A 10,393-nucleotide genomic window follows, 5' to 3' on the forward strand; every position below is an offset into this window, starting at 1 on the left:
CGATGTCGAGTTCCGGGCAGAGGGACACATACCCGTTGCCCTCTCGCTCAATAATAACCGTAAATTGTCTCCGCATGATCATCTCTCCTGTAAACCCGGGCGACCTGTGATTTTGAATCAGTCCGTAGGATGGGTGGAGCGCAGCGCAGCCCATCCCGCAATGCTGGAATGCTGCAACTCAACCGCACCGATGCCCCAACGCCTGTTTTCGGATTCATCCACCGATAGGGGCGGTTCGCGAACCGCCCCTACGGGACGACCGGAAATTCGCAGGATGGGTGGAGCGCAGCGCAAAACCCATTCTGAGAGCTGTTTTACATCACCCATTGTAAAGCCGGATGGTCTTGGCCGCCAGGATAAAATCATTCACGTGGAGGCCCCGGATGGTATAGGTCCACCACCCGACCGTCACCCGGCCCCACGCCGTGAGGATTTCGGGGTTTTTCGATCCCGTCAGTTCCCAAAATGGGTTTGATTCGTGATAGGCGATCAATGTTCAACCCAGGCAGGTAACGGGGTACCCGTTGCCTCTGAATAAAGCGTCTCGGGTGAAACATCCAATTCATCCTGCCAGGTAATGATTCCAAGTTCTTCATTTACAGCGAAATTTTTAAAAAATTCAATATTCTTGAAACGTTCAAAAACGCCGCCCATTTGAAGATATTTGGAAAAATCGACGATACCCATCCTGCCGTCGTCAAACCGCACCTCGATTTTGTAGCCTTCGATATATCTTGCTGAAATTACATCTGGTATCATCGTAACACCTCATCATTTCAACGGTTCAATCTTCTGAAGCGGTTGCTTATTTTTTGCCAATTCCCAGACATGCCGTAAATCCTCTTTATGCTGAGATGCCCATTCAATGACAAGACCCAATGCACGAGGAGGAAATTTTCCTTCCAGAATTCGAAGGCTATCTATCTCAATGGCAATTTTCTCTTTCCCATAGCGTCCATGAAAATGGGGTGGATTGTGATCATCGAAGAACATCGCAATGATGATTCCAATAAAATCGACAGATTTCAGGCACGGGAACTCCTCTTAAATGGGTATACCGTCTTCTTTCAGGCCCTGAATATGCAGTGCAATGGCTTCACGAATGTTCATCGCTGCTTGATCTTTTGTTTTTCCGTCGATACACAACCCGGAAGATCCGGGGAATAGGCGGAGTAGTTTCCGTCGGCTTTTTCGATCACGATCAAAAACCTCTGCATGGCCGGCCCTCCTTATTTTCATGCAATAGAATCTCGAATATTTTTTTTGCACGATCCCAATCCACAAATTCATCATCACCGTTTTTTAGCGACCGTTCTCGCCCATCCAAGATTTCCTGATGCCATGAAGGGGATTTTATGCGATCGGCATTTTTACATAAATCATCCCAGAGTGCCTCCATGGCCTGAAGTTTTTCCTCAATGGACATGTCTTCTAAAGGTAATGTGACAAGCATGGTAAACCCTCCGGAAAATCATTTTGATTTTCATTGATTACAGCTCGTTTTATGCTCAGAAAGCGAGATATACCTTGCACGGTCATCATCTGCGATTTTCCTTAACCCCCTCTCCCAACGGGAGAGGGGTTGGGTAAGGGGAAAAAAGCGAAGAATATGACCGCTCAAAGTATATCGCCTTTTCCAATGGAGTATGCCGTCACAAATCTCTGACGTGGATCTTGAAGATCGATTACCCGGTGTGCAGACCTGTCTCCCCGATAGGATGCGCAGCTTACCCAACGGCCACTTCCACTCGAGTCACATACACTTCCTCGTGCAATCGGGCCTGAATCTCCTGCCGGGATGCCGTCTCAAAGAAAAGCTCGAGCGCCTCTTGCAGGTTGTCGCGGGCGGCTCCGATCGTCTCTCCCTGGCTGGCGATGTCGAGTTCCGGGCAGAGGGACACATACCCGTTGCCCTCGCGCTCAATAATAATCGTAAATTGTCTCCGCATGATCATCTCTCCTGTAAACTGGGGGCGACCTGTGATTGTGAATCCGGGGCCGAATGTTCCGCCTTGATTGGAATGCCTCCTTTTTATTGTAAGGCGCAACCCTGCCTTCTTCACCCAGTTTCCTTTATACCTTCCGCAGTCCGCAGGATCAAAGAACGGATTCGCCCTGAATGGTTGCCGGGGTTATTGAATTCAATTCATCGGCTTCGGCCTTCTGAGCAAAATAAAGATCCCACCTGAGTTGAAGGTTCAGCCAAAAGTCTGGAGAAACGCCAAAGTACTTGGCCAGCCTCAATGCCGTGCTGGGGGTGATACCCCGGCGGCCGTTAATGATTTCATTGATTCTCTGATATGGCACATGTATCGAATCAGCCAATTCCCGCTGAGTAATTCCCATCGGTTTCAAGAATTCCTCATAAAGCATTTCACCGGGGTGGGTGGGCGCTCGATGTGTTGGTATCCTGATCATCATGATCTCCTGACGGTTTATGTTCAATGGTAATCCACAACCTCAACGTCGACCGGTCCCGATTCTGTCCATTTGAAACAGACTCTGTACCGGTCATTGATACGAATGCTGTGCTGACCATTGCGGTCTCCTTTGAGCGCCTCCAAATGATTCCCCCGAGGAACCCGAAGTTCATCCAGAGAGGCTGCAGAATCAAGCTGGTCGAGTTTTCGGGAGATGATATTCCATAAATTTCTGGGACATCGTTTCAAAGCAGCCTTCGTGGCGGCTCCATTGAACAAGTCTTCGGTTGCCTGATTCTTGAATGACTGTATCATAAGATCAAAATATCACGGCCAAGATGCTATTTCAAACGTTCTATCTCCCGCCGTTTCATCCGACCCATACCGTTTCCTGGACGGCGTCTTGGTAATGTGACAAGCATGGTAAACCCTCCGGAAAATCATTTTGATTTTCATTGATTACAGCTCGTTTTATGCTCAGAAAGCGAGATAAACGCGGCACTGCCGTTTTCGATGATGGTGCCGCCCGTTCCCTTTAGGATTCTGGATATGCCACTTGGTTACGCTGTTTTACGCGACATCTCCTGATAAGAGAACTCCCATTGCCCCGCGCTTGCTTTCGCATGTTCTATGGTCATGCTGACGATCTTGCCTTGCCCGTCGATATCGATATAAATGTTTTCACTGATTTCTTTGGTTTCAAAGACATCCTTGTCGGTAAATTCAATATGAGCCGTATCCGTGTCCGGAAAATATCTCACCTTCATCCTTCACTCCCCCTTGTAGGATCTGTCGAAGAACGCATTATGGACCGTTTCCGCATCTTCGAGCAGGATCACACGCAAGTACTTTCCTGCCTCCAATACCTTTCCCCACTTTCTGATCCTTCCGTCGGACTGTGTTTCGACCTTTTCAGGGTTTTCGACGACTGCCCTGATCCAATCCTCTTGAATTCCGGCACGATCAGAGTGTTTTCTCGTATATTCAAAATATTGAGTAGTCTTCATTTGTCAAAAATCCACATGTGCCGTTATGCCGAAAGCAAAGGTGAGCCATTAGCCCGCAGGATGGGTGGAGCGCAGCGCCGCCCATCCTGCTGTCTGCCCGATCAGCCTCTTTTGCTTAATTGTTTTGAAATCCATGCCGGATCTCTTCGCATGGGCAATATAGCGGCAACATAGGAAAAATTATCCCCGGTTGTTCGAGAATCGGCTTGGGGATGCGCAACCCCTGGGAATTGCCGATTTTGATGACTCGTGCCTTCATGAACCACCTCCTGTAAAAAGTGATCACATCGTAATTACACGATTTTTGGTTGTCAAGTCACCATCGGATGGCCGCACGAGTCCAAAACCATAGATGAATCAGATGATCTTATCCCAGTCCAGCCGATCCCTCGGAACCCCGGCCGGCTGCTCCGCCGGATACCCGATGCTGATGACCGCCTGCACCGACAGGGTGTCGGGGAGTCCCAGGAGCCTTCGGACGTGGGCTTCAGCGGGTCTGCCGTCGGCGTGGTTCCGGCCCCGGATCTGGACCCAGCAGCTTCCCAGGCCCAGGGAAAGGGCCGTGAGCTGCAACAGGATGGCGGCGATGGCGCAGTCCTCCACCCAGGTGTCGGATTTGGCGGCGTCGGCGCAGACCACGACCCCCAGGGCCGCGCCCGCCAGAAAACTCCCGCCGTGGGGCTTGGACCGGGCCAGCTCGGCCAGAAGGCCCCGGTCGTCGACAAACACAAAGGCCCAGGGCCGGATGTTCCGCCCCGACGGCGAGCGCAGCGCCGCCTCCTTCAATATCTCGATTTTTTCCGGCTCGACGGCCCGGTCTTCATATTTCCGGACGCTCCGGCGCCCCCTTAATAAATCGATCATGGTCTTCTCCTCGGTGTCTTCACGTTGCTTTTTGGGCGGCTACGGCCGCCGATGGATTTCCAACAGCCCCAGGAGGACGAATGCCCTCGCGGTCAGGGCGAAGAAGGCGGCGTAGAGCACCATCATGGGGAGCTCGAAGGCGAGGTGGGCGGGGTGGCCGCTCTCCACCCCCCAGATGTCGAAGAGGTTCATCTTGACGGTGTGGAGGATGAGGTACCCGATCAGCACCAGCACCCCGGCGATCAGGGGGATCCAGGCCTTCCGACCGGCGTCGGCAAGCACCCTCCGGCGGCTGAAGGCGGAGAACAGCACAAAGAGGGTCAACAGGGTCGCTATGGCCGTGACGAGCCCCGCGGGAAGGATGTGGAAGGCTCCCTCCCGATCCAGCGGCGCCATGGGGATGACGGTGAAGGAGGCATTGGCCAGGGGGAAGAACACGGCGGCCCCGGCGAGGGCCCCCCACAGCCCCTGGAGGAATCCGACAAAGGCGGTCAACTCGTCCAGAAAGGCCCGGCCGCGCGCCGATATCGGCTCCGGCGCCGGGCCGGAAGGAGGGCCGCCCCCGCGCGCCGCCTTGGGGTCGCGGACCGGCCCCTGCCCAGGGTCCGGCGGATGATCGGTCTCTTGTTCGGACTTGCCCATTTGCATCGTTCCTTTCGCGTCTTGAATCTCAGGCCCCTCAAGGCCCCGCCGTCAGCACGGGCGCGGGTTTTTTCGGCCTCACGTGGACCACCAGGATGCCCGCGGTGATCATCGCGAGCGCGATCAGCATCCGGGGGGTGACCGGCTCGTCCAGCATCCAGGCGCCCAGGGCCACGCCCACCGGCGGCATGACGAAGATGAACGAGTGCATGGCCACGGCGCCGTACTTCCGGAGGAGGGTGTTCCAGGCGAGAAACCCATAGGAGGCCGTGACCAGGGCCTGGTAAGCCATGGCGGCCAGGACGTCCCCCGCGGGAGGCAGGGTCATTGGGCCGTCCGCGACACCCCCCGCCGCCAAAAAGATCGGCACGGCAAAGACCATGGGATACAGCACCAGGTGGAAGGTCTCGAACCGGTGGATGATCCGCTTGACGTAGACGGAGTTGACGGACCAGAGGACCACCGCGCCCAGTATGATGAGATCTCCCGTGCGGAGATCGGCCGAAATCCCCGCCTGATCGGAAAAGAGGAAGGCCACGCCCCCGAACCCGAGGAGGATTCCCAGGCATTTCCTCACGGTGAACCGGTCGCCGGGGATGACAAAATGGGCCAGGATCAGGACGAAAAACGGCACCAGGTTCGACATCAGGGCTCCCCGGGAGGCGTTGGTGCGGGCCATCCCCAGGTAGAACAGGGCGAGCTGGGCGGTGAAGATCATGGAGGTGGCCAGAATGTGGCCGGCCTGCCCTTTTTTCAGCCGGAAGGGCCGCCCGGTGGCCGCGGCCCACACGATGATGGCCGCCCCGGCCACGGCAAAACGCAGGCCCGCGTTGGTGAAGGGCCCCATGCCCGACAGGCTGATCTTGATGGCCACGGTGTTTCCGCCGAACAGGGCGCACAGAAAGATGGTGTAGAGGATCGCCGGAAGCGGCATATCCACGGGTTTTGCATCAAACGGCATGGGGTGATGTTCTCCAGGGGCAAAGCGCGCGCAGGCCGCCTTCGGCCGCTCGGGCCTGTCGCAAACCGGTCGGGGTCATCCGGCCAGGCGCTTCAGCAGATCGGTCCGGCCGGTCCGGACGGCGTCGACAATGAGCTTGCCGGTCAGCTTCAGTTTTTCCAGGCGGCCCTTCTTCCGGGCCATGAGGATGCCGTAAAGATCCTCCCGGGTCCGGGGCGGCCGGACCTCTTCCGACTTTTTTTTCAGCATGACGGCCTCGGTCGGGCAGGCGGCCACACAGACGCCGCACCCGATGCACCGGTCCAGGTCGACAACGGCCGGCCCGCCTTTCTCCGGCACACACACCGCGCCGACCTGGCAGCGCTGCTCACACAGGCCGCAGCCGGTGCACCGGCCCGGGTCCACCGCCGCCTGGAAGTTGGCGGCCCAGTAATCGAGGGGCCGGGGAAGCTTCCGGCAAATGTCGAGCATCCCGCAGCAGCACCCGCAGCACGAGCAGATAAACTCGGCCTTTTCCGTGTTGGACGGCTGCAGCACCAGACCCGCCTGCTGGTTTTGCGTAATGACGGCCATGGCCTCCCGCCGGGATATCTCCCGGCCGGTGCCGCCCAGGAGGATGGAGCGGGCGATGCCGCCCATGGCGAGGCAGGTCTCCTTCTCGTCCGTGACCCGGCAGGGCGCCCCCTCCATCTCCCGTTTCTTCCGGCAGATGCACGGGAGGAGGACGAACGGCGCGTCGGCCCCTTCGATCAGGGGCGTTACGGCGTCGAAAGGGGCGGCGTGGTGCCGCGGCTGGATGCTTTTGGCGACGGGGATCGTCCGCATCTGGGGGAGGGCCGTGCTCAGGAATTCGATCCCGAAGCGCCGGTCCCCGGTATATTCATTGAAGTCCCTCACGAATTGAGGGGTCAGCCGGTCGACCTGCATCTCGTACATCCCCACCACCAGGGGGGCGTTGGCATAATGGGTTCTGCCGTCCTGGACGCTCGATTCGAGGCCGCCCTTTTCCCGGATGCGCTCCAGGATCTTCTCGAGTTTCCCGGACGAGGGGGTCAGGTGCCCCGCCCGCTCGTAAATCCTCTCGAGGGGCTCGGGCCGCCAGCTCAGGCAGGCGGCGATCTCCGCCTCCCCGGGCGTGAAGATGTGCCGGAGGATCCGGATCTCCGCACCCGACGGCGTGGCCGGAAACCCCACCGGCTGGCGGTCCAGGTGGCGCTGCAGCCTTACGTAAACGTCCAGTTCTTTTTTTTGCATGATGTTTTTCCTGCCGGCCATGGCGGGCGGACGGCTTCGAAGATCGGTTTTTGTGGATGCAGGCGAAGCCTTCTCTGTCCAGGCATCCTGGCTATACCAGAATTGCCGGACGCGGACAAGCCCCGCAAAGTTTCGGCCCGGTGCTCAAGTTTTCGACCGGGATGCCGATATTCCAATTGAGATCCATATATTTCCCGGGATCTCCCGGAGAGTTCCGGCCGATTCAACCCGGATCGGCGCATCAGGCATTTTCAATGAACGAGAGAGCCACATGAACGGAGGCAGCCCATTGCCGCATCTTACCGCAGCCGACTGGCATCGGGTGCTGGATACACTTGACTATGCCTTTCAGCCCATCGTGAACATTCACACCGGCGCCATTTACGGAGTCGAGGCCCTGATCCGCAGGTGGGACGACGCGGGATTTACATCGATCCCCCTGTTTTTCGACACGGTGTTCCAGGATCGAGACCCCCACGAGGTGAACCGGGGGCTTTTCGACATTGCCTTTGCCAAATTTCAGCAAATGCCCTGGGCCGGCCATATCAGGCTTTTCTACAACCTGGACAGCCGCCTGTTCCATGCGGAAACATTCCTTCCCGATGAACTCTTCGCCGCATTCAAGGACGCCCGGCTGCCGCGGGGATCTGTCTGCCTTGAAATCACCGAACGGCACCAGGTGTGCACCGCGGACAACCTGCCCATGAAGATGAAAGGCCTGCGCACCATCGGCTGCGGCATCGCGGTGGATGATTTCGGCGCCGGTTTTTCCGGCACCCAGCTCCTTTACTATACCCAGCCGGAATACGTCAAAATCGACCGGTTCTATATCCAGAACATCGAAAAGGACACCCGCAAGCGGATGCTGGCGGCCAGCATGGTCCGGCTGGCCCACCTCATGGGGAGCCTGGTCGTCGCCGAAGGGGTCGAAACCGAGCTGGAGTATCACTGCTGCAAAAACATCGGCTGCGACCTGCTCCAAGGGTATCTTGTCCAGCGACCCACCCTCGAGATCGGCGACATCCGGCAGAAATACGACGCCATCGACACGCTGCGGCTCTCGGACCGGCGCGCCGGATCCCGGGGAGATATGCCCATGGTGGAGGCCGAAATCGAAGCCGTCGAGGCCGCGGGCTCCCATACCGAACCGGCCCGGCTCATGGACATGGCGAGGGCCAATCCCCGGCGCGCCTTCGTTCCGGTTGTCGGCGAAAGCCTGGAGCCCCTGGGCATTGTCCGGGCCGCAGCCGTCGAGGCCGCAAGTCTCTCCGAATCCGGCCGGGGGGTCGCGCCGCAGGCGCGCCGATCCGGGCCGACCGTCGCAGATCTCATCACCCGGATCCCCGTCGTGGACATCCATACGCCCATTGATGAAATCATCGACAGGTTCGCGGCCCAGGGCAACTCCGAGGGGGTCCTGATCACCCGGAGCATGAAATACGTGGGGTTTCTGAGCGCCCATGCGATCCTCCGCATCCTCACCGAGAAGAAGCCGACCCTGGACCAGAACCCCCTGACCGGCCTTCCGGGAAGCCGCATGGTTTATGAATACCTGTCGCGGACCTTGAACGGGAGAGGAGACCCCCGGGTCCTTGTCCGATTCGATTTCGACCGCCTCAAACTCTATAACGACACCTACGGGTTCCGCCAGGGGGATCGCATCATTCTTCTCTTTTCGGAGTTACTCAAGCAGCACGCCCCGGGGGCGGATCTCTTTGCGGGGCATCTGGGCGGCGACGATTTTTTCATGGGCGCGGGAGGTCGGCCCCTCGAGGCGGTGGTTGAAGACATCCGGAAGGTGCGGGAGCGGTTCCGGTCCGACGCCGAGAGTTTTTACGACCCGGACACCATCGCCCGGGGCTGCCTCGAAACCCGACGCCGCAACGGGGGCCTCGAACGCGTCCCCCTCCTGACGGTCAGCGCCGCGGCCCTGGAACTGGCCCTGCCCACCCCTCACTTCCACACGCCCGAGACGGTCGGCGCCGTCATGGCTGCCATGATGAAAGAGGCCAAACGCCTGCCGGAGGGAATCCGGGCGGGCCGGCTGGACACCCGCGGCACGGACGCCCTCCGGCGGCCGTTCAAGAAAGCGAGATCGACCCTCACAGCGGCGTGAAATCCCCTTGACCCCGTCCGGGGCACCTGTTAGGCATACGGATATTTTTTCCCCTGATTCGCTTGAAAGGAATCCGCTGTGACCTTTCAGATCTTTATCCTCCTCGTCATCATCGCGGCGGCCTTCATCCTGTTCGTCCACGGTCGGCTGCGCGTGGATCTGGTGGGGCTTCTGGTGCTGTCGGCCCTGGCCCTGACGGGGCTGGTCACGCCCCAGGAGGCCCTGGCCGGCTTCAGCAGCCCCGCGGTGGTCACCGTTTGGGCCATGTTCATCCTCTCCGCGGGGCTCACGCGCACCGGCATCGCCCACCGCCTCGGAGAACCCCTCCAGCGCTTCGCCAAAGGCGGGGAAGCCCTCCTGGTGACGGCCCTGATGATCGCCGCGAGCCTCCTGTCTGCACTTATCAACACCGTCACGGTAGCCGCCATCCTGCTGCCGGCGACCATGGAGCTGGCCAGGCGAAGCGGGCGCCCCCCCTCCCGGCTGCTGATGCCCCTGGCCCTCGGCTGCCTTCTCGGGGGGCCCTTCACCGGCATCTCCACCCCGCCCAACATCCTGGTGACCGACGCCCTCCGGGCCGCGGGTCTTTCGCCCTTCGGCCTCTTCGACTTCACGCCCATCACCGCGGCCCTCGTGGCCGCGGGCATCGCCTTCGTGGTGGGCGTCGGCAGGAGATGGCTTCCCCGGCGGGCCTCAGGTTCGGATGCCGACACCCGGACTTCTGTCGGCGCCTCCTACCAGCTCGACACCCACATCTTCACCACCCGGATCCCCCGGGAGTCGCCCCTGGCCGGCCGCACCCTGGCCGAGAGCCGCCTGGGATCAGCCCTTTACCTGACGGTGGTGGGGCTCCAGCGGAAAGGGGTATTGATCCTGGCCCCCCGCCCGGCCGAGGTCCTCCAGGACGGGGATACCCTCATCGTCCACGGCCGCCCCGACCATCTGCAGCGCTTTCACGGCAGCCAGCACCTCCTGGTCGAACCGTCGGACGCGGTCGACGCCCGGATGGCGGAGCGCCTCCTCACGGCCGAGGGGGTCGTGGCCGATGGGTCGCCGCTTCTGGGGGCCACGCTGGAGGAGAGCGGCCTGAGGCGCCTTCATCGGGTCCATGTGCTGGCGCTGCGGGGGG

The 10,393-nt window shown here is 59.5% G+C and carries 15 protein-coding genes and 1 pseudogene; 2 read left to right on the plus strand and 14 right to left on the minus strand.

Annotated elements, in window-relative coordinates:
- Positions 1-319: 319 nt before the first annotated feature.
- The 14 genes and pseudogenes from ACEW8N_RS20940 to ACEW8N_RS21005 form a co-directional block, all read right to left on the minus strand.
- Positions 320-442: pseudogene (locus ACEW8N_RS20940) on the minus strand (4a-hydroxytetrahydrobiopterin dehydratase); the annotation flags it as partial.
- A 47-nt stretch (positions 443-489) separates the two neighbouring features.
- Positions 490-759, minus strand: a complete 270-nt coding sequence (locus ACEW8N_RS20945; RefSeq protein ID WP_373501817.1) for a DUF2442 domain-containing protein — start codon at positions 757-759, stop codon at positions 490-492.
- Between the two features lie 12 nt (positions 760-771).
- Complete coding sequence (locus ACEW8N_RS20950) at positions 772-993, minus strand: DUF4160 domain-containing protein (RefSeq protein ID WP_373501818.1); 222 nt, start codon at positions 991-993, stop codon at positions 772-774.
- A 113-nt stretch (positions 994-1,106) separates the two neighbouring features.
- Positions 1,107-1,217: a type II toxin-antitoxin system HicB family antitoxin gene (locus tag ACEW8N_RS20955; protein ID WP_373501819.1), complete on the minus strand. Its 111-nt coding sequence runs from the start codon at positions 1,215-1,217 to the stop codon at positions 1,107-1,109.
- Positions 1,202-1,453 (minus strand): addiction module protein, encoded by a 252-nt coding sequence (locus ACEW8N_RS20960; protein ID WP_373501820.1) that lies wholly within the window; start codon positions 1,451-1,453, stop codon positions 1,202-1,204. The genes ACEW8N_RS20955 and ACEW8N_RS20960 overlap by 16 nt, the downstream gene beginning before the upstream one ends.
- Positions 1,454-1,727: 274 nt before the next feature.
- Positions 1,728-1,949: a type II toxin-antitoxin system HicB family antitoxin gene (locus tag ACEW8N_RS20965; protein ID WP_373501821.1), complete on the minus strand. Its 222-nt coding sequence runs from the start codon at positions 1,947-1,949 to the stop codon at positions 1,728-1,730.
- A 148-nt stretch (positions 1,950-2,097) separates the two neighbouring features.
- The gene (locus tag ACEW8N_RS20970; RefSeq protein WP_373501822.1) at positions 2,098-2,421 is read right to left on the minus strand and encodes a HigA family addiction module antitoxin; all 324 of its coding nucleotides are present in this window, start codon (positions 2,419-2,421) and stop codon (positions 2,098-2,100) included.
- A gap of 20 nt (positions 2,422-2,441) precedes the next feature.
- Positions 2,442-2,735: a type II toxin-antitoxin system RelE/ParE family toxin gene (locus ACEW8N_RS20975; RefSeq protein ID WP_373501823.1), complete on the minus strand. Its 294-nt coding sequence runs from the start codon at positions 2,733-2,735 to the stop codon at positions 2,442-2,444.
- A gap of 245 nt (positions 2,736-2,980) precedes the next feature.
- Positions 2,981-3,187: a DUF2283 domain-containing protein gene (locus ACEW8N_RS20980; RefSeq protein WP_373501824.1), complete on the minus strand. Its 207-nt coding sequence runs from the start codon at positions 3,185-3,187 to the stop codon at positions 2,981-2,983.
- A gap of 3 nt (positions 3,188-3,190) precedes the next feature.
- Positions 3,191-3,427 carry a hypothetical protein gene (locus ACEW8N_RS20985; protein WP_373501825.1) on the minus strand — a complete coding sequence of 79 codons (237 nt, stop codon included), beginning with the start codon at positions 3,425-3,427 and terminating at the stop codon, positions 3,191-3,193.
- Positions 3,428-3,784: 357 nt separating this feature from the next.
- A complete protein-coding gene (locus ACEW8N_RS20990) occupies positions 3,785-4,291 on the minus strand; it encodes a nitroreductase family protein (RefSeq protein ID WP_373501826.1) in 507 nt (168 codons plus the stop codon).
- 39 nt (positions 4,292-4,330) lie between these two features.
- On the minus strand, positions 4,331-4,933 hold the full coding sequence (locus ACEW8N_RS20995; protein ID WP_373501827.1) for a DUF6264 family protein: 603 nt from the start codon (positions 4,931-4,933) through the stop codon (positions 4,331-4,333).
- Positions 4,934-4,970: 37 nt separating this feature from the next.
- A complete protein-coding gene (locus ACEW8N_RS21000; protein WP_373501828.1) occupies positions 4,971-5,894 on the minus strand; it encodes a DMT family transporter in 924 nt (307 codons plus the stop codon).
- Positions 5,895-5,969: 75 nt separating this feature from the next.
- Positions 5,970-7,148, minus strand: a complete 1,179-nt coding sequence (locus ACEW8N_RS21005) for an ATP-binding protein (RefSeq protein ID WP_373501829.1) — start codon at positions 7,146-7,148, stop codon at positions 5,970-5,972.
- A 289-nt stretch (positions 7,149-7,437) separates the two neighbouring features.
- Between ACEW8N_RS21005 and ACEW8N_RS21010 the strand changes: the two genes are divergently transcribed.
- Together ACEW8N_RS21010 and ACEW8N_RS21015 are read left to right on the plus strand one after the other, a co-directional pair.
- On the plus strand, positions 7,438-9,264 hold the full coding sequence (locus ACEW8N_RS21010; protein ID WP_373501830.1) for an EAL domain-containing protein: 1,827 nt from the start codon (positions 7,438-7,440) through the stop codon (positions 9,262-9,264).
- A gap of 78 nt (positions 9,265-9,342) precedes the next feature.
- Positions 9,343-10,393: SLC13 family permease (locus tag ACEW8N_RS21015; protein ID WP_373501831.1), on the plus strand; the 1,051-nt coding region annotated here is incomplete at its 3' end.

This window comes from Desulfococcus sp., assembly GCF_041737845.1.
Lineage (GTDB): Bacteria > Desulfobacterota > Desulfobacteria > Desulfobacterales > Desulfococcaceae > Desulfococcus.

What these genes read in the sequence shown, in the direction of transcription:
- ACEW8N_RS20945 (WP_373501817.1), bottom strand. Translation starts at nt 759, where the DNA reads ATGATACCAGATGTAATTTCAGCAAGATATATCGAAGGCTACAAAATC.
- ACEW8N_RS20950 (WP_373501818.1), bottom strand. Translation starts at nt 993, where the DNA reads ATGTTCTTCGATGATCACAATCCACCCCATTTTCATGGACGCTATGGG.
- ACEW8N_RS20955 (WP_373501819.1), bottom strand. Translation starts at nt 1,217, where the DNA reads ATGCAGAGGTTTTTGATCGTGATCGAAAAAGCCGACGGAAACTACTCC.
- ACEW8N_RS20960 (WP_373501820.1), bottom strand. Translation starts at nt 1,453, where the DNA reads ATGCTTGTCACATTACCTTTAGAAGACATGTCCATTGAGGAAAAACTT.
- ACEW8N_RS20965 (WP_373501821.1), bottom strand. Translation starts at nt 1,949, where the DNA reads ATGCGGAGACAATTTACGATTATTATTGAGCGCGAGGGCAACGGGTAT.
- ACEW8N_RS20970 (WP_373501822.1), bottom strand. Translation starts at nt 2,421, where the DNA reads ATGATGATCAGGATACCAACACATCGAGCGCCCACCCACCCCGGTGAA.
- ACEW8N_RS20975 (WP_373501823.1), bottom strand. Translation starts at nt 2,735, where the DNA reads ATGATACAGTCATTCAAGAATCAGGCAACCGAAGACTTGTTCAATGGA.
- ACEW8N_RS20980 (WP_373501824.1), bottom strand. Translation starts at nt 3,187, where the DNA reads ATGAAGGTGAGATATTTTCCGGACACGGATACGGCTCATATTGAATTT.
- ACEW8N_RS20985 (WP_373501825.1), bottom strand. Translation starts at nt 3,427, where the DNA reads ATGAAGACTACTCAATATTTTGAATATACGAGAAAACACTCTGATCGT.
- ACEW8N_RS20990 (WP_373501826.1), bottom strand. Translation starts at nt 4,291, where the DNA reads ATGATCGATTTATTAAGGGGGCGCCGGAGCGTCCGGAAATATGAAGAC.
- ACEW8N_RS20995 (WP_373501827.1), bottom strand. Translation starts at nt 4,933, where the DNA reads ATGGGCAAGTCCGAACAAGAGACCGATCATCCGCCGGACCCTGGGCAG.
- ACEW8N_RS21000 (WP_373501828.1), bottom strand. Translation starts at nt 5,894, where the DNA reads ATGCCGTTTGATGCAAAACCCGTGGATATGCCGCTTCCGGCGATCCTC.
- ACEW8N_RS21005 (WP_373501829.1), bottom strand. Translation starts at nt 7,148, where the DNA reads ATGCAAAAAAAAGAACTGGACGTTTACGTAAGGCTGCAGCGCCACCTG.